This window comes from Martinezella rhizogenes (assembly GCF_000799715.1).
Classification (GTDB): Bacteria; Pseudomonadota; Alphaproteobacteria; order Rhizobiales; family Rhizobiaceae; genus Rhizobium; species Rhizobium rhizogenes_C.
In genome coordinates, this window is sequence record NZ_JUHG01000011.1 from 745625 (window position 1) to 767886 (window position 22262).

Sequence of the window (22262 nt, forward strand, 5' to 3'; positions counted from 1 at the left end):
TGCTAGTCAACTTCAACCGATTTTTTTGACATCTTTAAGCACCTGATCAATATTTTTTACTGCCACCTCAAGAGCCGATTTTGCCTCCTCAAGTGCTTTGACCGCTTGATAAGCAGCTCTGCCGGAAGAATAAGGACCTGGCGGCGGCAAATCGCCCCCAGAGGCAACGGGTGCCCACGCAAACTTTGCGCCAGACACTACTTCAGCAACGCGCCCTTGGTTTACTCCGAACCAAGCCGCAATATCATGGTGTCTATCCCCTCGTTGATCCATACCTTTAACTAGTGACGCATCCGCTTCAGAAAGTCGTCTTCCGCTAGCTCTTGCTCTACCACTCATTGTCACCTCCCATTATAAGTTGCATATTATTACAACAAAATTCGCGTGAATATCAGCAGACTTTTGTGAAAGGGCTGGGAGCATGGGCAGCAGATTGCCGTCCACTTCCCGCATTGCTGCATTGCAAAATCCGCATCGCTAGCACACTACCAATCTCGGACCATTCCCTTATATCCAACCCCACGGCTTCGAGTCAGCGCGCCTCCCGCGATGTCTCGGCAAGCCGTTGCCAGCCTGCCGTTCGGCACACCTGAAGGGGCCCCACCCTCGTCTGGCAAAACAAAAATCGAGGATAAAAAAGTGGTTGGCATAGCAACACGCTCTGCGCCCACGAGCGCCGGTGCATCCGCACATCAAGGCCAGGGCAATTATCAATTCGCGCTTGTCGCACTCACCTCACTCTTTTTCATGTGGGGTTTCATCACCTGCCTGAACGACATTCTGGTGCCGCACCTGAAAAGCGTCTTTCAGCTCAACTATACGCAGTCAATGCTGGTTCAGCTCTGCTTCTTCGGCGCCTATTTCATTGTGTCGTTGCCGGCGGGCGCGCTGGTGAAGCGCATCAGCTATAAATGGGGCATCGTCGTCGGCCTCGTCATCGCCGCCATCGGCTGCGCCCTGTTCATCCCGGCCGCCAGCTATCGCATCTACGCCCTCTTCCTGGGCGCCCTCTTCGTACTCGCCGCCGGCGTCACCATCCTGCAGGTTGCGGCCAACCCTTATGTCACCGTGCTTGGCCCACCGGATACCGCCGCCAGCCGCCTCAACCTCACCCAAGCCTTCAATTCGCTCGGCACCACGCTTGCCCCTTGGTTCGGCGCCATGCTGATCCTCTCTGCCGCAACGGTGGCAATCGCCAATGCGACACCGGAACAACTCGATGCCAGCAGGCTTGCAGAGGCTGGCGCGGTGAAACTCCCCTACCTGATGCTTGCAGCCGCTTTCCTTCTGCTTGCCGCCATTTTCGCGGCGCTGAAGCTTCCACAGGTCGAAGATGAGGAAACGATCGAGCCCATGCGCGGCGGCGGCTCGGCCTGGCAGTATCGCCATCTCGTCCTTGGCGCGGTCGGCATCTTCCTCTATGTCGGCGCCGAAGTCAGCATCGGCAGCTTCCTCGTCAATTTCCTGAGCCAGCCGGATATCGCCCATTTCTCCGAGGCCGAAGCCGCGCATTACGTCTCCTACTTCTGGGGCGGCGCCATGATCGGCCGGTTTATAGGCTCGCTGGTCATGCGCCATGTCGACGACGGCAAGGCGCTGGCCTTCAATGCCATCATCGTCGCCATCCTGCTTCTGGTGACCGTGCTCACGACCGGCCATGTCGCCATGTGGTCGGTGCTGGCGATCGGCCTGTTCAACTCGATCATGTTCCCGACGATCTTCAGCCTGGCGCTGCATGGGCTCGGCAAATATACGAGCCAGGGCTCCGGCATTCTTTGCCTCGCCATCGTCGGCGGCGCCGTCCTGCCGATGATCCAGGGCGGGCTTGCCGACACCATCGGCATCCACCTCGCCTTCCTGATGCCGATCATCTGCTACGTCTATATCGCCTTCTACGGCCTAAATGGCCACAAGCCCTCGTAACTGTTCGAAAACCTTGCGCCGCGCCTGATCACCAGGCGCGGCGCAAAAGGCTTGATCCGCAGCGCAACGCTTGGCATCGTGCAGCGCAACAGAAACGGAAGGACAGGCCTCATGAAAGCATTGCTGCTGATCGACATCCAGAACGGTTTCTGCCCCGGCGGCAATCTGCCTGTTCCCGAAGGCGATCAGGTGGTGCCGGTTGCCAACAGGCTTATCGACAGCGGCAAATACGATATGATCCTTGCTTCCCAGGATTGGCACCCCGCAGGCCACGGCAGCTTCGCCTCCGCTCATCCCGGCAAGAAGCCCTTCGAAATGGGCATGCTCTCCGGCAAGCCGCAGATGATGTGGCCGGACCATTGCGTGCAAAATACCGAGGACGCCCGGCTTCACCCCGCTCTCCATGTCGACGGCATCGATTTCATCCAGCAGAAGGGTCAGAAGCCGGATGTCGACAGCTACTCGGCCTTCCGCGACAATGATCAAGCCGCCCTCACCGGCCTTGCCGCACAGCTACGCGGCGAAGGTGTGACCGAGCTCGACCTCTGCGGGCTCGCGACGGACTATTGCGTGAAATTCTCGGCGCTCGACGCTGTCGAGATGTTGCCGGGCGTCACCGTTCGCTTCATCGAGGACGCCAGCCGCGGCATAGATCCCGCCGGCGTTCAGGCTGCGATCAACGAGATGCGGACACGCGGCGTCGCTATCATCAACAGCAAAGACGCGCTTGCTTAAAATCTCTTGCCGCAAGCTAAAGCTTCTCTAAAGAAAATGACGCAAACTATTCCAGATATTAGAAAATCGGGATATTCGCGTGCACTCGATCACCATCAACGGACGTTTTCTCGGCCAGCCATTGTCAGGCGTGCAGCGTTTCGCGCGCGAACTGACGCTGGCGCTCGACCGCAAGATCGCCGCCGGTGCCGTGCCCGCCGCGCTGAAGGGTGCAAGCTGGCGGCTGGCCGTGCCGCGCAACACGCCGGTCGATATCGAACTCTCGGCCATATCGGTCGATGCCTTCGGCTCCGGCCCCGGCCATCTCTGGGAGCAGACTGCGCTGCTTGCCCGCTCTCGAGGCGGCCCACTGATCGGCTTCGGCGGCAGTGGTCCGCTGCTGCATCGCCGGCAAGTCGTGATCATCCATGACGTGACGATCTTCCGCCATCCACAGTCGTTCAAGCGCAGCTATCGCCTGCTGCACGGCGCGCTCGGCTCGATCCTGACTCGTACAGCGAAGATCGGCACCGTCTCGGATTTCTCCCGCAAGGAGCTAGCCTCCGTCTTCCGCGTCCCCGCAGACGGCATCGATGTCGTCTACAACGCCGTCGATCACTTTGCCGCCATTGAGCCAGACGAAACCATCATCCAGCGCCTCGGCCTCAAGAGGAACGGCTTCTTCCTGCTGGTCGGCACGATGAAGCCAAACAAGAACCTCGATTTCGCCATCCGCGCCTTCGAAGCACTTGGCGATCCCGATCAAAAACTGGTGGTCGTCGGCGGCACCGCGCCGACCGTGTTCAAATCGGATGGCCCTCGATCCAACGACCATATGCTCTTCCCCGGCCGGCTGAGCGATGCAGAAATCGCCGCACTCGAGCGCCATGCCACCGCATTCGTCTTCCCAAGCCTCTACGAGGGCTTCGGCATTCCGCCGCTGGAGGCTATGACCCAGGGCTGCCCTGTGCTTGCGGCCGATATCCTCGCCGTGCGCGAAGCCTCGGGCATCGCCGCGCTCTACTTCGACCCGATGAAACAGGATGAGCTGGTCACAGCCATGCGCCGGATCGCCGGCGATGAGGCGTTGCGCGCGGATCTTCGCCAAAAGGGCCACGAGAATGTCGCCCGCTTCTCCTGGGATAGTAGCGCCGAAAAAGTGCTGAGAATGCTCGAAAGTCTCTGAGTTACGAGGCCATTCGTGGGCGGAACATCGTCACGAAATAGCTGTAGAGGCCGAGCAGGCAGAAGACACCACCGCCGATAATCCCCGCCGCCACCGAGATCCACAGCGAATAGTGGAAGCCGGCGGTCGCAAGGACAGGCACGGCAAGCCCGACGGCGGAAAGCACGACCGGTTGCCAGACGAAGTCAAACGGCAGCGCCATCAGCACCTTAACCCCGATCAGCATCGCGATCAGTGCCCCGACCATGCCGCCCGCCATCAACGCACCGTCGCTGAAGGAATGAAGATACCCGCCCGCCAAGGCCCCGGCATTGAGTAGCACGCAATCCACCACCGCCAACAGGAAGATCGCCGACAGCCGATGGCGCAGATGCGCCGGCGTCGGTAGCATGTTGAGCGTCAAGGCCCGGCAGACAGCAAGGCCGGTGACAAATGGCGCGGCGGCCAGAAAACCATCACGCAGACCCGACGCGATGACGAAATGGCCGACCGGTTGCAGCAGCGCGAAAATCCCCGCCGCCGTCATCAATGTGAAACCCGACAGCAGCGAGTAATAGCCGCCAAGCTGACGCCTGAAAGCCAGTGTGGCGCCCTCGCGATCATAGGTCGCGACCACATCGGGATATTGGATCGCCTGCAGCGCCGCGACAATGAGCACAAAGGGCCGCTGCAATAGATCAAGCGCCAGCAGTGCCCCCGCCGCACCGCCCGCCCCCAATACCGCCGTCAGGATCGATTTCAGACCAAGCGGCGCCAGAAGCCCGATGACCGAGGCACCAGCCGCCACACTGCCGTAAACGAAATGCTTTCTGACCAGCGGCGGCCGGAAGCCCGCCGCTTCGCGCAGGCTGTTGCGAGTGAGAAACATCGCCAGGATGCTATAGGCGACATAACCACCGAGCAGACCGGCCACTGTAGAGGTGAAATTCGGCGCGATCGCCGCACCGGCCAGTGTGCCAATGGCCAGAATGGTGGCACGCGAACCCTGCAGGCGTGAAAAGGCGTGAAACTCCTGGCGGAAGCGCAGCATGGTCAGATGCAGGTCGCTGCCACCCTGAAGGATGACCACAAGGCTGCCAAGCACCGCGATCTCGGGCGCGACAGAAAAGAAGATCGACGCACCGGCAACCAGAATGCAGATCACGGCGCAAGCGGCAAACTCGATGCTCAACGCCGTACGCTCCGCCGCCTCGCTGCCGGACGCCTGACCGGGATAGAAGCGGCTGCAGGCAAAGCGGATCCACTCGAAACAGAAGATCGCCGCGAACTGGCTGATGGAGATAAACAGCGAATAGGCGGCATAATCCGCCGGAGCCAACAGATGCGCCACCGCGATCAGCAGCCCGAAAGCAATCGCCGCCTGATAAAAATATGCCGCCAATGCCACGATCTTTGCCATGGTGGCAGTTAACCGGAAAAGATTGAGGAAAGGGCTAATCTTGGAGGGATAATTGCGGAATTAGAAAGCAAAGGCCATTGATGAAAAGATGACCGCTTTGCGCCAAGAGTGGGCGTTTCAGTTGTTTTGCATGTCGCAGAAGTCAGGAAATAGGTGTCGCTCTAGTTGGGATTTTTGCGACAATCGTCTTAGTCTGGAGCCAGGGCCTCAGCACTTTTTTGTCGCCGCTTCGATTTCGTCAGAACGTCAAAGATCACCGCTCCCATGACAAGGCCGCCACCGAGCCAAGTAGCCCATGCGGGAAGTTCCCCGAAGGCCAGCCATACCCACAGCGGCGCGAGAGGGTTTTCCATGCTGCCTATCAGAGCGGAACGCGTGGCAGAGATCAGCCGGGTTCCGACAGTCATCAACAGCAGACCGAGACCGAATTGGACGGTTCCGAACAGCACAAGATCTAACATGGCCGGGGCCGTCACCTGCATGGGCTGAGCGAATGGCAGCACTACAAACGCGCAGAGAAAGGCCGACAGGCCGGCGGCCGGCAGCATGGAAACTTGGCGGTTCTTGCGAATGATGACCATCATTGCGGCATAGGATAACGCCATCGTCGTCGCGAAGGCGTAGCCTGCCAGATGGCCGCCCGAGGCTTGCGGGTTGACGATGATCATGACGCCAACAAGCGCCATGAAGCTGGCCGCCCATGTCGCCCAGTCCTCTCGCTCGCCTGTGAAGACAAGCGCGAGGATGGCGGTCATGAAGGGAAGTGCCGCGTGGATTGTCATCACGTCTGCCACCGGAGCCAGACGCAGGGCATTTATGAAGCAGATCGTGGCTACTGTGGACAAGACCATGACCCAGAAGCCAGCCATTCCAATGGCTCGGATCACCACCAACAGGTCTTTCCGGTAACGCCAGACCACATAAGTGCCGATGAACAACCCACCGAAGATCCCGCGCCAGAACAGGACCGTCCAGACGTCGAGCATAATAAGCCGGGTAAAATATCCGGAAAGGCTATAAGCGATCGCAGAGCCTATAATCAGCAGTGTACCGAGCCACTTGTTTCGATCATCTTCCATGGCGCCCCCCTTGCATCCGCAGCTTTATACTCCAATGCTACTGACACCGTTTTGTCAGTGACCTTGGAGGCTGCGCGTGCGCCGTGCGGATCGTCTTTTTGATATTATCCAGGCGCTGCGCGGAAAGACGCAGCCGACGACGGCCGCCACGCTGGCGCAAAAGTTGGAAGTGACGACTCGCACCGTCTATCGAGACATCGCAACCTTGCAGGCCCGTCGAATTCCGATCGAGGGTGAACCTGGGCTTGGCTATATGCTACGAAAGGGGTTTGATCTCCCACCCTTGATGTTCACAATGGAGGAAATAGAAGCCATCACGGTCGGAGCAAACCTCATTCATCGCATCCGCGATCCGAAATTGCAGGAAGCGGCCGAAAGCGTTCTGAACAAGCTTCAACATATCGTCCCGAAAGAACTGCGCTCTTATCTTGCATCACCCCGGTTTTATGTGTCGGAGGGGGATGCCGTGCGACCTGAAGGGATCGAACTGCTCGACGTGCGCAATGCCATCCGGGCATGTCGCAAGATCGCCATCACTTATCTCGACGAGCAACAGCGCCGATCACGGCGCACGATCTGGCCTATCGCCACAGTTTACTATGTCGATGTGACCTTGATCGCTGCTTGGTGCGAGCTTCGCGAAGACTACCGTCATTTCCGGGCAGATCGCATCCTGCAATCCGAAGTGCTCGAAGAGCGGTATGCCGCCGACAGCAACCCTCTTATGGTCGAGTGGATGGCCAAGCGTTCGCAGAACTCCTGACATTCGCGGCAAATTCCCCAACCCGTAACAGCAGAAAATCTGTGTGTGGCAAATATCTCTCAAAGTCTGCGTTTCTCGACCGACTTTTGCGATGGAAATGTCCACTTCGGGCCGAAAGCGACCATCGGCGCGGATAGTTCCCGTCATGAAACGGATAGTTCTGGGGTGAGCCGTCTCACACCACAAGGGCGAATGACCGCCTCTCCTTGAATTGCCTTTTTGCACTGCACACGTTAGAAGAGCCGCCAAAATCAAAAGACGGGAGACGGACAAGCGTCGGGCGGCGCGTCCGTGGAGGAGCATTATGGAGACCATCAGCACGATAGCCGCATTGCGCGAGCGCCTTGTCGCGCATCGTAGGGCCGGCAAAAGCATCGGCCTGGTGCCGACCATGGGCTATCTGCATACCGGTCACATGGAACTGGTTTCCCGCGCCAGGGCGGAAACCGACATCGTCGTCGTCTCGATCTTCGTCAATCCGCTACAATTCGGCGCCAACGAGGATCTGGCGAAATATCCGCGCGATCTCGAGCGCGACAGCGCCATGCTGCGCGACGGCAAGGTTGATTTCATCTTCGCGCCCGCTGTCGTCGACATGTATCCCCGGCCGATGGAAACGATCATCGATGTGCCAAAGCTCGGCATGGAGCTGGAAGGCGCGGTTCGCCCCGGCCATTTCGCCGGCGTCGCCACCGTCGTCACCAAGCTTTTCAACATCGTTCAGCCCGACAGCGCCTATTTCGGCGAGAAGGATTACCAGCAGGTGGCGATCATCCGCCGCATGGTGGAGGATCTCGCCCAGCCGGTCCGCGTCGTGCCGGTGCCGACCATCCGTGATGCCGATGGCCTGGCGCTATCCTCGCGCAACGTCTACCTCTCGACCGAACAGCGCGCCGCCGCCGTCATCGTGCCGAAGGCGCTGGCCGAAGCCGAACGGCTCTATAACGAGGGCGCCGACGATCCCATCGCATTCGAAGCGGCACTGCGCGACTTCATCGCCAGCGAGCCGCTGGCAACACCCGAAGTTGCCGCCGTCCGCCATCCCGACACGCTGGAACCGCTGACGAGCCTGCAAGGCCAGCCGATCCTCGTCGCCCTCTTCGTGCGTATCGGCGCGACCCGCCTGCTCGACAACCGCGTCATCGGCCACAAGCAGGCCGCCAGCGACAAGGCCGCCTGACATGAGCGCTACCGGACAGACCAAACGTAACACCCCCACCCAGATCGAGGCGATGAAGGGCACGCGCCCGATAGTCAGTCTGACGGCCTATACGACGCCGATTGCCCGGCTGCTCGACCCGCATTGCGACCTGCTTTTGGTCGGCGATTCCCTCGGCATGGTGCTTTACGGGATGGAATCGACGGTCGGCGTGACGCTGGAGATGATGATTGCCCATGGCCAGGGCGTCATGCGCGGCGTCCAAAAAGCCTGCGTCATCGTCGACATGCCCTTCGGCTCCTATCAGGAATCGAAGGAGCAAGCCTTCCGCAATGCCGTGCGGATCCTGAAAGAAACCGGCTGCGACGGCGTCAAGCTGGAGGGCGGGGAAGAGATGGCAGAGACCGTCGCATTCCTGACCGCTCGCGGCGTGCCGGTCTTTGGCCATGTCGGGCTGATGCCGCAGCAGGTGAAAACGGCAGGCGGCTATCGCGCGCTAGGCCGCTCGGAAGAAGAAGCCGAGAAGATCCGGCGGGATGCAAAAGCAATCGAGGAAGCCGGCGCCTTCGCGCTCCTTGTCGAAGGCACCGTCGAACCGCTTGCCCGCGAGATCACGGCTTCGGTCAGCATTCCCACCATCGGCATCGGCGCCTCCCCCGCCTGCGATGGCCAGATCCTCGTCTCCGACGACATGCTCGGCCTCTTCAGCGATTTCAAACCGCGCTTCGTGAAGCACTTTGCCGAACTGGCGCCGACGGTTTCCAAAGCGGTGGAAGCTTATGCGGAAGAGGTGAAGGCGCGGACATTCCCGGGGCCGGAGCATACGTTCCAACCGAAGAAATAGAGCCGATCAGCGCTTCTCCGCCTCCCTCTCCAACAGATAGATCGCCTCGCCAAAATCCTCCATCTTGGTCATCAGCGCCGCATGGGCGTCGCGCAGGCCTTGATTGTAGAAATGCGGGCCGATTTCGGTGGTGAAAAAATCGAGCAGGAATTCCGCCGGCAGCGTGCCGATCGTCTGATCGAGTTCGTCGGCGAAATATTTCTGAAGGCGGACCACGATCGCGGCCTTTTCTTCCTTCGGGAAGGTGATTTTCTTCATCGATGACACCCAGGCGTTTCGTGGACATATCTGATCGGATGTTCAACGGAATCGATTGTCCTATCAAGGAAATTGAATTGCCGATGCTTGCCTCCCAGCTTACAGCTCCTCCGTGCACAGCGCATCCCATCCAACGCGCCAAGCCAGTTGTATTTTTTCGCCGCATATAACCCGTTAAATCCACGCGGATTCAGCCGGTTATGCGCGGATATTCCCATGAAGGACAGAGCGGACCATGAGTCGCGCGGATTTTTTTGAGGGCTTGAAGGGCGGCATTCCCGTTGCCATCGCGGCGGCGCCATTCGGCTTATTGTTCGGTGCCCTGGCCCGCGACCAGGGCATGTCGCTCGGTGAACTGACTCTGATGAGCGGCACCGTCTATGCCGGCGCCAGCCAGATGGTGGGCATCGATTTGTTCGGCCACAACGTCCAGGCCTGGCTGATCGTACTGTCAATCCTGGCGGTCAATTTCCGCCATGTGCTCTATTCGGCCGCGATCGCCCGCTATATCCGGCATTTCTCGCCGATCCAGAAATTCTTCACCTTCTTCCTGCTGGTCGATCCGCAATTTGCCGAAACGGTCAAGCGTCACGAGAGCGGCAAGCCCGTGACCTTCGCATGGTATCTAGGTTTCGCAGCTGTCGTCTATGTCGTCTGGGTGGTGCTCAGCCTCATCGGCGGCCTGCTCGGCAGCATGATCGGCGACCCCAAGGCGATTGGCCTCGATATCCTGCTGCCGGTCTACTTCCTCGGCATCGTCATCGGCTTCCGCAAGCGCGACAATTTCCTGCCCGTGGTGATCGCCAGCGCTGCCGCCTCCGCCATCGCCTATCGCTATGTCGGTTCACCCTGGCATGTCAGCATCGGCGCACTGGCCGGCGTCGCGCTCGCCGCCGTGCTGCCACCAGTCAAGGCGAACCGCAAGCCCGACCTCGCGCACGAAAATCACGAGGTCTGACCATGTTCGATTTCGACCTTCACATGGTCCTGTTGATCCTGACGGCCGCCGTCGTCACCTTCATGACGCGCATCGGCGGCTACATACTGATCGTCAAGATGACGCGTATTCCGCCGCGCGTCGAAGCGGCGCTGAATGCCGTGCCCGCCGCCGTTCTCACCACCCTCGTGGCACCAGCCTTCTTCAATGGCGGCTGGGATACCAAGGCGGCGATGACCGTCGCGCTGTTCGTCGGCCTGCGCTATCCGTCGACATTCATGCTGATCACCGGATGGATCGTCGTGATGGCATGGCGGCGCTTTGCCGGGATTTAATACCTTCTCCCAAGCTGGGAGAAGGTAAGCTACTTCAATGGCTCAACTCCAGCGTCGCGTTCTCAAGCCATGCCCGAATATTCGGGTCGTGGATCAGCGGCATCAGCGCTTCACGAGTCCTAGTGTGATAGTCGTTCAGCCAATGCAGTTCGTCATGCGTCAGCAGTTCCGGAAGGATTACGCTGCGGTCAATCGGGCAGAAGGTCAGCGTCTCAAAGCCGAGCATCGGGATATCGCCGCCGTCGATTTCCTCGGGATCACGAATATAGATCAGGTTTTCGATGCGGATACCGAAGTGGCCTGGACGATAATAGCCGGGCTCGTTCGACAGGATCATGCCAGGGAGCAATTCCTGCGTCGATAGCCGCGAGATGCGCTGCGGCCCCTCATGCACCGAGAGATAGGAGCCGACGCCATGACCGGTGCCATGAGCGAAGTCGACGCCGGATTTCCAGAGAGCGATGCGCGCGAGCGGATCGAGATCGCAGCCGCGCGTGCCCTTGGGGAAACGCGCCGTGCTGATGGCGATCATGCCCTTCAGCACCAGCGTGAACAGCCGCTTCTGCTCCTCGGGGACGGCACCGATACCGACCGTACGGGTGATGTCGGTGGTGCCGTTGATATATTGCGCGCCTGAATCGATCAGGAACAACTCGCCGGCCTGGATCAGCCGGTCAGTCTCCGTCGTCACGCGATAATGCATAATCGCGGCATGCTCGCCGGCGCCTGAGATGGTGTCGAAGGAAATATCCTTCAGCGGGTTCTGCATGTTTTGGCCAACATGGGCGCGGCAGGCCTCCAGCCGTTCAGCAGCGGCGATTTCGGTCACCGTGCCCGGCTTGCTGGTCTCCAGCCAATAGAGGAACTCGACCATGGCGGCCCCATCCTGCAGATGGGCGGCGGCCGAGCCGTTGATCTCGGCGGCATTCTTGCGAGCGCGTGGCAGCTTTGCCGGATCCGTGCCCTCCACCACCTCGCCACCCTCGCGGCGGATGATGTCGGTCAGCGCATAGGACGCTAGATCGGGATCGACCAGGATGCGCCCGCCATTCGCGGAGGCCGCAGTAAGGCGCTTGACGAGTTCGGATGGCGGAAGCTGCTTGCAGATCTGCGCGAGGTAAGCCTCCGCCTCGACCTTGGTCTTGCGCTTGTCGAGGAAAATCTCGGCTTCGCCCTCGGCATAGATGATGGCGCGCGCCAGCGGATGCGGCGTGTGCGGCACGTCGTTGCCGCGAATATTGAAAATCCAGGCGACGGAGGACGGATCGGTGATCAAGGCAGCCTTGAGGTTCTTGTCCTTCAGATCGGCCGCGATGGTCGCCAGCTTGTCCCTTGCCAAAATGCCGGCTTGCCCGATGTCCTGGATGATGACGCCGCCAAGCGGCTCGGTCGGCCGGTCGGCCCAGAGCTTGTCGAGCGGGTTATGCGGCAGAAAGACCAGCTTGCCGCCGATTTCCGCCAACGCCTTTTCCAGCCGCCGGACTTCGGCGCCGGTATGCAGCCACGGATCAATGCCGAGCCTGAACCCTTTCTTCGCATGACGCGGCAGCCAGACATGCGGCGGCTCGTCGACCAGATCGCCGCCGGTGAAGACGGATCGGTCCACCTGTTCGGCGAGTTGGGTCACATAGCGGCCGTCGACGAAAACAACGGCCTGCGACTGTGTCACGAGCGCCACACCGGCCGATCCGGTGAAACCCGTTAGCCAGGCCAGGCGCTCCGAACATTTGGGCACATATTCACCCTGATATTCGTCGGCACGGGGCACGAGGAAGCCGTCAATTCCAAGATCGTTGAAGGCTGCGCGCAGGCCGGTAACGCGCTCGCGACCGAATTGTGGAGTGGACGTGACATCGAAAGACTGGAACATGGCTAAATCCGAAAACTGACCGAGAATCCGCGAAACCGTGCGGCAACAGCATGTTAGAGCATGATCCAGCCAGGTGCGAAACGATTTTCACGCATGATCGCATGCGAACGAGCGGACGTGAATCTCCAGCCTACGCACCTTTAGCCGGATATGTGCCGCTCGTTAACGATTCCGCCCATTTCATGAGCAACCGACATCGATTGTGACATCTTCACGGCATGCAATATGCACATAATGCATAGCTCCCATGAAACACACCCCCTGCCACTCGGGAGAACAAGTCGCTATATGCAGCCCATCAAACGGGGTTCACAACGAACCCGCTCGAAAAGGACAATGAAAATGCCTATCTCTCGCTCCGCATATGTTAGCCCGGCACTGGCTGGCGAGCGGCGCACCGTACGCCACTCCATCGGCGCACTTCGTCAGCTCGAAGTCGAAACGTCGAAAGCAATCGGCGCAAGCCGTGGCGGTCGCTACTAACAATTCCAAGAGCTACACGTTCATATTGGATCGGCCCGGGACTCCTCCTCCCACCCGGATCGAACCAGGACGGTAGAGCCCGCTTGAGCACTCCTCCACACGCTCGCGGGCAAGATCGGTCAAATACCGATCTGCAAGGCGGTGCTTCGGCATCGCCTTTTGCATTTTAAGGGCCATACTAAAGTCCCTTCTCCCCGCCCCTTCGACAAGTTCAAGAGCGGGGCGAAGGATTTTAGGGCCGGTCGAGATGGATGGTGACCCAGCCGTTGCGCCAGATGGTGCGGACATGGCGCATCTTGGCCCCATTATAGGCCGCCAGCACCTTCCAGCGCTGGTTGGCGAGGATACCAGAGAGAATGACCGAGCCGCCGGGTGCCAGATGAGCAACCAGTTGCGGCGCCATCCTTATCAGCGGCCGGGCCAGAATATTGGCGATGATCAGGTCGAAAGGCCCATGGCGGGAAAAGGCCGTGGAATGAAAGCCGGGTGCCGTTTCCAGCGAAATGCCGGAGGCAATGCCGTTGCGGCGGACATTCTCGCGGGCGACGCGGACGGCGATCGGATCGATGTCGGTGGCGAGAACCGGGATATTGCGCAGCTTGCGCACCCCGATCGCCAGAACACCGCTGCCGGTGCCGAGATCGAGCGCATTGCGCACCCGCCGGCTGGCAAGCACCGTCTCGATCGTCTCCAGGCAGCCCGCCGTCGTGCCGTGATGGCCGGTGCCGAAGGCTTGGCCGGCATCGATCTCGATCGCGATATCGCTCGAACCGATCTTGTCGCGGTCATGGGAACCGTGCACCAGAAAACGCCCGGCGCGGACCGGCTTCAAGCCTTCCAGCGACTTGGCGATCCAATCGACATCAGGAATGACTTCCTTTTTGATGACAAGCTCGGGAAAGGCCGGCTTCAGCAAGGCCGCAAAACGCGCGCGCACATCGTCTTCATCATCCGCATAGAGATAGATCGACGCTTCCCAGATGTCGCTCTTCTCATCGATCTCGCTGGTTGCGATCGGCAACTCTTCGTCTTCGAACACCGGCGTCATCAGATCGAGAACCTGCTCGGACTTTTTCTCGGTCGTTGTCACGTAAAGGCGGATTTCACTCAACTCTTCGCTCTTTCTTGCTCTTATTCGGCCCAGTCGATCCAAGGCGGCTTCGGCGTGTCATAGCCGGCGACATTGTAAAGCAGCCTGCGCCGCGCCGGCCCGAAACGCAAAAACAGCGGCACGAACAGATTACGCACCGCGATCGCCAGCGCATTTTCCATGGTGATCAAGCGGGTCAAACCATAAGTCTGCTTCAGCACCTGCTTCACGGCTGGAATTCTGAGGGCCGAATACTCCTCTTCGCGCCCTTCCGCAATGAGCCAGGCGAGCCAGCAGGCATCCTCTATACCAAGATTCATGCCCCGAGCCCCTGCCGGAGAATGAATATGGGCCGCGTCACCCGCCAGGAACACATTGCCCTTGGCCATCGGCTCGACGTGGCGGAAATGAATGCGGAACTGCGAGACCCAGACCTTCTCGGCAACCACCTCCGGATGAACGATACGACTTTCAAAATCCTCCCGCGTGGAGATATAGCGCAGGACATCGGAAGACACCGGCAGACGCCCGATCATGCCGGGATCGCAAAGCGTGATTTCAACGAAATGCGTATCCACCGGTTTGGCATAGCGAAAATCGGCAATATAGAAATAAGCCTCCAGCGCCTCGCCGGGAAAACCGGCGCCGAGCGCCTTGCGCACCGCCGAATGTGCACCGTCGGCACCGATCAGGATATCGGGACGAACGGTTTCCGTATCCCCGCTCTCTCTCCGCAACGTCACTTCCGGATGCAGGATATCGGTGATCGGATCAGCGATGACAGCGGTCTGCCATTCCGGCGCGATGCCGTAAGCGGCAAGCGCTTCGATCAGCAGCCGCTCGGTCGCCCCCTGCGCCAGGACATGCATGGCGCCGAAGCGGCCAGGCACCTGCCGCGTGTCGACATCGGCAAGAATCTTCGCTCCGGAATGGATTCGGAAATGCATGATCGCCTGCGCGGCTGTAACGATGCGCTCGGTCACACCGGATGGCGAAAGCAGCGTCAAGGTACGAGCGTTGATGCCGAGAGCCCGGCTCTCCTCCACGGGAACCGGCCCTTCACCATCATCGACGATGCGCGGCACAAAGCCGCGACGAGCCAATTCCAGCGCCGCGGTCAGGCCAGCCGGCCCCGCGCCCGCAATCAGGATCGACCTGGATTTTCGCTCTCCCCCGGCCCTATCTCCCATAGGCGCCCTATCCCTTCTTGATCAGGTTCTCCAGCTTCTTGACCGCGATATCCGGGTCCTCCTGATAGGCGATCGTGCCGGCGAAGCGGCCAGAGGCGTCAAGCAGGAAGACCGAGGCGGTGTGGTCCATTGTATAATCGCCGTTCGGATCCTTCTCGTCGAGCGGAACTTTCTTAGCATAAACCCGGAAGCCCTTGACCATGTCCATCACCTTGGCGGGATCGCCGGAAATGCCGGTGATGCGGCTGGAGACATTAGACACATACTGGCTCATGATCGCGGGCGTATCGCGCTCCGGATCGACGGTGACGAAATAGGCGTTCAGCTTCGTGCCATCAGGATCGACCTTCTGCATCCAGCCGTTCATTTCAAACAAGGTCGTCGGGCAGACATCGGGGCAATGCGTATAGCCGAAGAACAGCGCCGTCGGCTTGCCGCGAAAGGCCTGCTCGCTGACCGGCTGGCCGTTCTGCGCCGTGAGCGTGAACGGCACGCCATAGGGTCCTTCGGCCGCCGCCTCCGGCGACTTGCTGCCCCCGAAGGTCAACCACCCCAGCACTCCGGCCATGATCAACACGGCCACCCAGACAACAATCCGCACGGTTTTCATCGCTGCTTCTTCCCCACCACGCCCGGCTAATACCTCGGCATTCGAGACGGCGGACGATCATTGCCCGGGTGTAGCGGGTTGAATTGGAGGACGCAATTCAAGAAGATGTTTTCGAGCATGCCGGAATCGCTTCCACGTTAAAGCTATCCTAATCAGTTCGCGCCAACATCAAAGTCCTATAGGCGAAGTCAGATTCGCCGGCCGCGAGACCTGCGGCAGATCCATTTTCATCCAGAAGGGCATGACGCCCGCCGAAGCAGCCAGTCGCTTTTCAAGCGCTCAAGCCTTCGGATGCTGTAGCTGCCTTGAACCGCTCCAGCCGATCCTCTTGAAATCGCCACGCCGCGTGCCGCCGGCGCCAAACGGGAAATTCTTCACCATGACGAATGCCATCAAACAAACAGGCGCCTATCTGGAGATCGTCTCCTTCCATCTTGGCGACCAGGAATTCTGCATAGACATCATGGCCATCCGCGAAATCCGCGGCTGGGCGCCGGTGACGCCAATGCCGCATACGCCGCCCTATGTGCTCGGCCTCATCAACCTGCGTGGCGCGGTGATCCCAGTCATCGACATGGCCTGCCGTCTCGGCATGAAGATGACCGAACCATCCGAACGCTCCGCCATTATCGTGACCGATATCGCCGGCAAGCTCGTCGGGCTGCTGGTCGAACAGGTGTCCGACATGATGACCATCAAGAGCGAAGACCTGCAGCCGCCGCCAGAAATCATTCCGGAGGCACAGCGGGATTTCTGCCGCGGCATCATCGCGCGCGAAAAGACCATGGTCTGTTTCCTCAACCTCGACACGGTCATCGCCGAGCAGCTGGCGCAGGCAGCCTGATTTCGGACAATGGCACGAATCAAAATCGCCCTGGAGCAACAGCCTCAGGGCGATCATGTTACTGAACCGACGTCGACAGGGGTGTAGTCGGCGCGGGCGGATCATGCAGGCCGTGAACGGATGGAAGTGGCACTCCCACGTTCGCCCATAAAATTGCACCAAAATGATGCAATACGGAAGCGTTTAAGTGGTTTTGGCAACTAAGAGGCTAAACTTTTTTTGGTACAAGCCGCTTTACGGTTGTCAGCGCAGCATCTCGGCAATCTCAGTTAGGCTTGCCGTTCTTCCAGGTCACGGTCTGGCCGAACAGCGGGATGGTGGAAATCGCCATCTTTGCCGAACCATTGGTCAGTTCGCGCGAATGAATGAGATAGATCAGCGTATCGTTCTTCTTGTCGTAGATCCGGGTGACCACCAGCTTCTTCCAGATTAGCGACAGCCCCGCACGAAACACTTCCTCCCCGCCCTGCGACAGATCGATGTCCCCGATCGAGATCGGCCCTGTCTGGCGGCAGGCAATGGAATTGTTGGAGGGGTCCTCGAACCAGTTGCCGTTTCTCAAACGATCGATGACGCTGCGGTCGAAATAGGTGACGTGGCAGGTGACGCCGGTGACGCCCGGATCAGGCACGGCATCGACCAGAATGTCATTGCCGGTCCAGTCCACCCCGACCTTGCCAACGACCTCGGCGGATGCGGAAACGGGTGCCAGTGCCAGAAACGAGGCGGCAATGGCGGCATGCAACTTCAAAGACGTCATCAACTATCCTCCGACGTGCGCCACCGGGAGTTCAAGCGGCATTGCTAACGTAAGATAGCCCTCGGGGGATGCAAGAGGCCAACGTGGCCACCAACCGCCCTCGCCCTTCCAAGCAGGCAATCCCGTTGACTTCGGAGCAAAAGCACCGGAAGCTAGCGGCATGATCGCAAACCGCGCCACCATGATGCATCTTCTCATCACCTCACCCCTTGCAGGGCGAGTGGGAGCAGCATTGCATTAAGCTGACTGCGATCCCCTTCAACCCTGCCGAGGCGAGCAGGGTTTGAAGTCCTTGCTCTCCTCCCGAATATCAAGGAGAGCCATATGAACTCAGGACAGCAAGATCCGGACCAGCGACGGCCACGAAAAGCCGTGGGAGCGGAGATTCGAGCCGCAGCTCCATCCGACGCCGAAGGCATCGCCCTTATTGCCAATCTGCCCGGCTTTCGTGCCGGCACATTGCGCCTGCGCTTCCAGACCATTGAGGAGACGCGGCGATGGCTGGAAAAGTCCACGCCCGACTCGATCAAGCTCGTCGCCATCCTCGAGGACCAGATTGTCGGCAATGCCGGCCTGCAGCGCCATTCTGGCCGGCAGATCCACACCGCGCACATCGGAATGGGCGTCCACGACAATTTCGTCGGGCGAGGCATCGGATCGGCGCTGCTTGGCGCGCTCGTCGACACCGCCGACAACTGGCTGGCAATCAAGCGCCTGGAGTTGACCGTCTATGTCGACAACGCACCCGCCATCGGGCTCTATGAGAAATTCGGTTTTGAGACCGAGGGAAGGCTCAGGGCCTTTGGCTTTCGCAACGGCGCGTATGTGGATGCCTTCACGATGGCGCGGATCAGGATGTAAACGCAATAGGCGGCAGATCCATCGATTGGCCGCCGCCATATCACCCCGCGATCAGTTCCAGCCACTCATCCTCGGTCATGACTTGCACGTTGAATTCCCGTGCCTTGTCGAGCTTCGAGCCGGCGCCGGGTCCCGCCACCACGATGTCGGTCTTTTTCGAGACCGAGCCGGAGACCTTGGCGCCGAGGCTTTCGGCCCTGGCCTTGGCTTCGTCGCGGGTGAATTTTTCCAGCGAGCCAGTGAAAACCACCGTCTTGCCGGCGACGGGACTGCCTGAGGTGGTCGGCTGTTCGGCCTCCTGTGGCCGCACCTCGTCAAGCAGCTTCGAAATCACCTCGACGTTGCGCGGCTCCTTGTAGAATTCGACGACGGCGCGGGCGACCACTTCGCCGATGCCCTCGATATTGTTGAGGTCGTTCCAGGCGTCGCCCGCAAGCGGAGCCGCCTCCTTCATCCCCGCCTCGAAAGCTTCGTAGGTGCCATAGGAGCGCGCCAAGAGCTTTGCCGTGGTCTCGCCGACATGTCGGATACCGAGCGCGAAGATGAAGCGATGCAGGGCGATATCGCGCCGCTCGTTGATAGCCGCATAGAGCTTGGAAACGCTGACCTTGCCGAAACCGTCAATATTCTCCAGCTTGGTCAGCGAGGACTGCTGCCGCCTTTCCAAGGTAAAGATATCGGGCGCGGTACGAACCTGCAGCGCCGGGTCGTCGCTTTCAAAAAAGAAATCGATCTGCTTCGAGCCGAGCCCCTCGATGTCATAGGCATTGCGCGAGACGAAGTGCTTTAGATGTTCCGTCGCCTGCGCCCGGCAGATGAAGCCGCCGGTACAACGCGTCACCGCATCGACCTTGCCGGTCTTCTCATTGATATCACGCACCGCATGGCTACCGCAGACCGGGCATGTCTTGGGGAATTCATAGGCGGCGCTTGCCGCCTCTCGCTTTTCCAGAACGACATCGACGATCTGCGGAATGACGTCGCCGGCGCGCTGCACGATCACCATGTCGCCGATGCGGATATCGCGGCCATCGCGGATCGGCTCGCCCTTGTTGCCGATGCCCTTGATGTAATCGGCATTGTGCAGCGTCGCATTGGTCACCACGACACCGCCGACCGTGATCGGCTCCAGTCTAGCGACCGGCGTCAGAGCGCCCGTCCGGCCGACCTGGATGTCGATATCGAGCAGCCGGGTAAGTGCCTGCTCGGCCGGGAATTTATGCGCAGTCGCCCAGCGCGGCGAGCGCGAGCGGAAGCCGAGGCGCGCCTGCAGCTCCAAACTGTCGACCTTGTAAACGACGCCGTCGATATCATAGTCGAGATCCGGACGCTGAAGGCCAATCTCATCATAATGCGCGAGAATATCGGCGACCGAATTCAGCCGCTTCATCAGCGGATTGACCGGGAAACCCCACTCTCCGAACGTTTGCACCATGCCGAACTGCGTGTCGGCCGGCATGTCGGACATTTCCCCCCAGGCATAAGCGAAGAATTTCAGCTTGCGGCTGGCCGTGACCTTGGCGTCGAGCTGGCGCAGCGAGCCGGCTGCGGTGTTACGCGGATTGACATAGGTCTGCTTGCCCTCCGCCTCCATTTGCGCGTTCAGCGCCAGGAAATCGCTCTTGGCCATATAGACCTCGCCGCGTATCTCGACGACCGAGGGCGCGCCGGCCGGCAGGGTCTGCGGAATTTCCCTGATGGTGCGGATATTAGCGGTGACGTTTTCGCCGGTCGTACCGTCGCCACGCGTTGCAGCACTCACCATCCGGCCATTCTCATAGCGGATCGACATCGAGAGCCCATCGATCTTCGGCTCGGCGGTGAAGGCGATGGACTGGTCCGGCAACCGGCCGAGGAAGCGATAGACGCCAGCGACGAAATCCTGCACGTCTTCCTGCGAGAAGGTATTGTCGAGCGATAACATCGGTCTCGCATGCACGACAGGCATGAAGGTTTCGGACGGCGCGGCGCCGACCCGCCGCGATGGGCTGTCGGCGCGAACGAGTGCTGGAAAGCGCGCTTCGATGGCATCGTTGCGCCGTTTCAGCGCATCATATTCCGCATCCGAAATCTCCGGCGCGTCGTTGCCGTGGTAGAGCGCGTCATTGCGCGCGATCTCGGCGGCCAGATAGGCGAGCGCTGCGGCGGCCTCTTCTTCGGTCAAATCTTCAACGGGCTTCTGTTCGCTGCTCATGGATTCGCACTCCCGGATTTCCGAGATGTTTTAGTGAAAATTTGCGGAATGGGAAGTGCGCAGGGTGAGGCTTGATGCTCTCAGCCGTTGCCCGCCAACAACCGCTTGGCCGCCGCCCTCGCCTCCTCGGTGATTGACGCACCGGCAAGCATGCGGGCGATTTCCTCGGTACGATCCGTGGGCGCCATGGTGGCGACGCGGGTGGAGATCTTTTCGGAACCGTCGGCAACCGGCCCCTTGGAGATCAGGAGATGCGTGGCAGCGCGCGCCGCGACCTGCGGCGCATGGGTGACGGAGAGCACCTGCACGCGATCAGACAGACGCTTGAGCCTCTGGCCAATAGCGTCGGCCACCGCACCGCCGACACCGGTGTCAATTTCGTCGAAGACCAGGGTCGGCGCCGAGCCGCGATCGGCCAGCGCCACCTTCAGCGCCAATAGGAAACGCGACAGCTCGCCGCCGGACGCGACCTTCGTGATCGGTCCCGGACGCGTGCCCGGATTGGTCTGCACATGAAATTCGATGACATCGATGCCTTCGGCCGTGGCTCCTTTGGCATCCGTGGTGATTTCCACCATGAAGCGCGCCCGTTCCAACTTCAGCGCCGGCAACTCCGCCATGACGGCGGCGGCAAGTGCTTCACCGGCATGATGACGTTTGTCGGAGAGGCTATGCGCAGCCGCATCATAGGCAGCTTTGGCAACGGCCAGTTCCGCATCCAATCGTGCCAGCCGCTCTTCCCCGGCGTCAAGATCAGCGAGATCGGCAACCATCTTCTCAGCTAAGGCCGGCAGCTCGGTTACCGGCACGGAATATTTGCGCGAGGCGGCGCGCAGCGCGAACAGCCGCTCCTCGACCCGCTCCAGTTCGCGCGGATCATATTCGGTCTTGCGAAGGGCGGCCTCCACCTCCATCTGCGCATTGGAAAGCTGGTCCAGCGCCGCGTCCAGCAGGGCTACCGTGTCTTCAAGCAGACCCGGCGCCTCATGGCTCTTGCGCTCCAGCCGGCGTACCAGCGAGGCAATATGGGGCACGGGGGAAGCATTGCCATTCAGGAATTCGGAAGCTTCGGCAATATCGCCGGCAATCCGCTCCGCCTTCATCATCCGTGAACGGCGCTCGGCCAGATCATCCTCTTCGCCATCCTGTGGCGACAACTTCTCCAGCTCCTCGACCGCGGCGCGGATATAATCGGCTTCGCGGGCGGCATTCTCCACCTGCTCCCGTTGCTTCCTGAGCGTCCGCTCGGTGTCGCGCCAGACCTTATAGAAACGGCCGACACCCTGCACTTCCTCGGTGACACCGGCGAAAGCGTCGAGCAGCATGCGGTGCGCATCGGTGTCGACCAGGGCGCGATCGTCGTGCTGTCCATGAATTTCGACGAGAAGCTGGCCGGCCTGGCGCATCAGCTGAACGCTGAGCGGCTGGTCATTGACGAAAGCCTTGGTGCGGCCATCGGCGGATTGAGTACGGCGGAAAATCAGGTCGCCATCGTCATCGATGCCGTTTTCGCGCAGAAGCTTGCGGGCGGCATGCTGCATACCGACATCGAAGACGGCCGTCACCTGGCCACGATCCTCGCCGTGGCGCACGAGATCGCCGTCGCCGCGCCCGCCAAGGGCCAGCGACAGACTATCAAGCAGGATGGATTTGCCTGCACCCGTCTCGCCGGTCAGCACCGAGAGCCCGGTCTCGAAGGCGAGATCCAGCCGCTCGATCAAGACGATATCGCGGATCGAAAGCTGGATCAGCATGCGCGCTCA

Annotated in this window: 22 protein-coding genes; 11 read left to right on the plus strand and 11 right to left on the minus strand. The window is 60.3% G+C overall.

Annotation, left to right across the window (positions count from 1 at the left end; translation table 11 throughout):
- Positions 1-12 precede the first annotated feature (12 nt).
- Positions 13-339, minus strand: coding sequence for a hypothetical protein (locus tag EX00_RS31000; protein ID WP_080761215.1), 327 nt, complete (start codon positions 337-339; stop codon positions 13-15).
- Positions 340-639: 300 nt separating this feature from the next.
- On the opposite strand from EX00_RS31000, the gene EX00_RS07520 reads away from it, so the two are divergent.
- The 3 genes from EX00_RS07520 (at position 640) to EX00_RS07530 (ending at position 3823) form a co-directional block, all read left to right on the plus strand.
- The gene (locus tag EX00_RS07520; RefSeq protein ID WP_047455634.1) at positions 640-1923 is read left to right on the plus strand and encodes a sugar MFS transporter; all 1284 of its coding nucleotides are present in this window, start codon (positions 640-642) and stop codon (positions 1921-1923) included.
- A gap of 111 nt (positions 1924-2034) precedes the next feature.
- Positions 2035-2658, plus strand: a complete 624-nt coding sequence (gene pncA, locus EX00_RS07525) for a bifunctional nicotinamidase/pyrazinamidase (protein ID WP_047455637.1) — start codon at positions 2035-2037, stop codon at positions 2656-2658.
- A gap of 79 nt (positions 2659-2737) precedes the next feature.
- Positions 2738-3823 carry a glycosyltransferase family 4 protein gene (locus tag EX00_RS07530; protein ID WP_047455638.1) on the plus strand — a complete coding sequence of 362 codons (1086 nt, stop codon included), beginning with the start codon at positions 2738-2740 and terminating at the stop codon, positions 3821-3823.
- A gap of 1 nt (position 3824) precedes the next feature.
- Here EX00_RS07530 and EX00_RS07535 read toward each other — a convergent pair whose 3' ends face one another.
- Complete coding sequence (locus EX00_RS07535) at positions 3825-5222, minus strand: hypothetical protein (RefSeq protein WP_047455640.1); 1398 nt, start codon at positions 5220-5222, stop codon at positions 3825-3827.
- A 188-nt stretch (positions 5223-5410) separates the two neighbouring features.
- The gene (locus tag EX00_RS07540; protein WP_047455642.1) at positions 5411-6301 is read right to left on the minus strand and encodes a DMT family transporter; all 891 of its coding nucleotides are present in this window, start codon (positions 6299-6301) and stop codon (positions 5411-5413) included.
- A gap of 76 nt (positions 6302-6377) precedes the next feature.
- On the opposite strand from EX00_RS07540, the gene EX00_RS07545 reads away from it, so the two are divergent.
- From EX00_RS07545 to panB, 3 genes are all read left to right on the plus strand, one after another.
- Positions 6378-7064: a helix-turn-helix transcriptional regulator gene (locus EX00_RS07545; RefSeq protein ID WP_052210686.1), complete on the plus strand. Its 687-nt coding sequence runs from the start codon at positions 6378-6380 to the stop codon at positions 7062-7064.
- Between the two features lie 304 nt (positions 7065-7368).
- On the plus strand, positions 7369-8244 hold the full coding sequence (gene panC / locus EX00_RS07550) for a pantoate--beta-alanine ligase (protein WP_047455644.1): 876 nt from the start codon (positions 7369-7371) through the stop codon (positions 8242-8244).
- Position 8245: 1 nt separating this feature from the next.
- Entirely contained in the window at positions 8246-9067 is an 822-nt protein-coding gene (gene panB, locus EX00_RS07555; RefSeq protein ID WP_047455645.1) for a 3-methyl-2-oxobutanoate hydroxymethyltransferase, read from the plus strand.
- 6 nt (positions 9068-9073) lie between these two features.
- On the opposite strand, the gene EX00_RS07560 is transcribed toward panB, so the two are convergent.
- Positions 9074-9325 (minus strand): DUF2164 domain-containing protein, encoded by a 252-nt coding sequence (locus EX00_RS07560; RefSeq protein WP_007697121.1) that lies wholly within the window; start codon positions 9323-9325, stop codon positions 9074-9076.
- Positions 9326-9560: 235 nt separating this feature from the next.
- Here EX00_RS07560 and EX00_RS07565 point away from each other — a divergent pair, with 235 nt between their 5' ends.
- Entirely contained in the window at positions 9561-10283 is a 723-nt protein-coding gene (locus tag EX00_RS07565) for an AzlC family ABC transporter permease (protein WP_047455647.1), read from the plus strand.
- A gap of 2 nt (positions 10284-10285) precedes the next feature.
- Positions 10286-10597, plus strand: a complete 312-nt coding sequence (locus tag EX00_RS07570) for an AzlD family protein (RefSeq protein ID WP_047455648.1) — start codon at positions 10286-10288, stop codon at positions 10595-10597.
- Between the two features lie 34 nt (positions 10598-10631).
- Here EX00_RS07570 and EX00_RS07575 read toward each other — a convergent pair whose 3' ends face one another.
- Positions 10632-12467, minus strand: a complete 1836-nt coding sequence (locus tag EX00_RS07575; protein ID WP_047455651.1) for an aminopeptidase P family protein — start codon at positions 12465-12467, stop codon at positions 10632-10634.
- 342 nt (positions 12468-12809) lie between these two features.
- On the opposite strand from EX00_RS07575, the gene EX00_RS31635 reads away from it, so the two are divergent.
- On the plus strand, positions 12810-12950 hold the full coding sequence (locus EX00_RS31635) for a hypothetical protein (protein ID WP_162184541.1): 141 nt from the start codon (positions 12810-12812) through the stop codon (positions 12948-12950).
- A 232-nt stretch (positions 12951-13182) separates the two neighbouring features.
- Here EX00_RS31635 and EX00_RS07580 read toward each other — a convergent pair whose 3' ends face one another.
- From EX00_RS07580 to EX00_RS07590, 3 genes are read right to left on the minus strand one after another with little or no spacing between them, the layout of a single operon-like run.
- Positions 13183-14061 (minus strand): 50S ribosomal protein L11 methyltransferase, encoded by an 879-nt coding sequence (locus tag EX00_RS07580; protein WP_047455653.1) that lies wholly within the window; start codon positions 14059-14061, stop codon positions 13183-13185.
- 20 nt (positions 14062-14081) lie between these two features.
- Positions 14082-15230 carry an FAD-dependent oxidoreductase gene (locus EX00_RS07585; protein ID WP_047455655.1) on the minus strand — a complete coding sequence of 383 codons (1149 nt, stop codon included), beginning with the start codon at positions 15228-15230 and terminating at the stop codon, positions 14082-14084.
- Between the two features lie 7 nt (positions 15231-15237).
- Positions 15238-15840, minus strand: coding sequence for an SCO family protein (locus EX00_RS07590; RefSeq protein WP_047455657.1), 603 nt, complete (start codon positions 15838-15840; stop codon positions 15238-15240).
- Between the two features lie 379 nt (positions 15841-16219).
- On the opposite strand from EX00_RS07590, the gene EX00_RS07595 reads away from it, so the two are divergent.
- The gene (locus EX00_RS07595; RefSeq protein ID WP_047455658.1) at positions 16220-16684 is read left to right on the plus strand and encodes a chemotaxis protein CheW; all 465 of its coding nucleotides are present in this window, start codon (positions 16220-16222) and stop codon (positions 16682-16684) included.
- Positions 16685-16949: 265 nt separating this feature from the next.
- Here the strand turns inward: EX00_RS07595 and EX00_RS07600 are convergent, their stop codons facing one another.
- Positions 16950-17444, minus strand: a complete 495-nt coding sequence (locus EX00_RS07600) for a CreA family protein (RefSeq protein ID WP_047455660.1) — start codon at positions 17442-17444, stop codon at positions 16950-16952.
- 324 nt (positions 17445-17768) lie between these two features.
- Between EX00_RS07600 and EX00_RS07605 the strand changes: the two genes are divergently transcribed.
- Positions 17769-18305 (plus strand): GNAT family N-acetyltransferase, encoded by a 537-nt coding sequence (locus EX00_RS07605; RefSeq protein ID WP_047455662.1) that lies wholly within the window; start codon positions 17769-17771, stop codon positions 18303-18305.
- Between the two features lie 40 nt (positions 18306-18345).
- Here the strand turns inward: EX00_RS07605 and ligA are convergent, their stop codons facing one another.
- Positions 18346-20499 carry an NAD-dependent DNA ligase LigA gene (gene ligA / locus EX00_RS07610; protein WP_047455664.1) on the minus strand — a complete coding sequence of 718 codons (2154 nt, stop codon included), beginning with the start codon at positions 20497-20499 and terminating at the stop codon, positions 18346-18348.
- Between the two features lie 80 nt (positions 20500-20579).
- Positions 20580-22253, minus strand: a complete 1674-nt coding sequence (gene recN / locus EX00_RS07615) for a DNA repair protein RecN (RefSeq protein WP_047455666.1) — start codon at positions 22251-22253, stop codon at positions 20580-20582.
- Positions 22254-22262 lie beyond the last annotated feature (9 nt).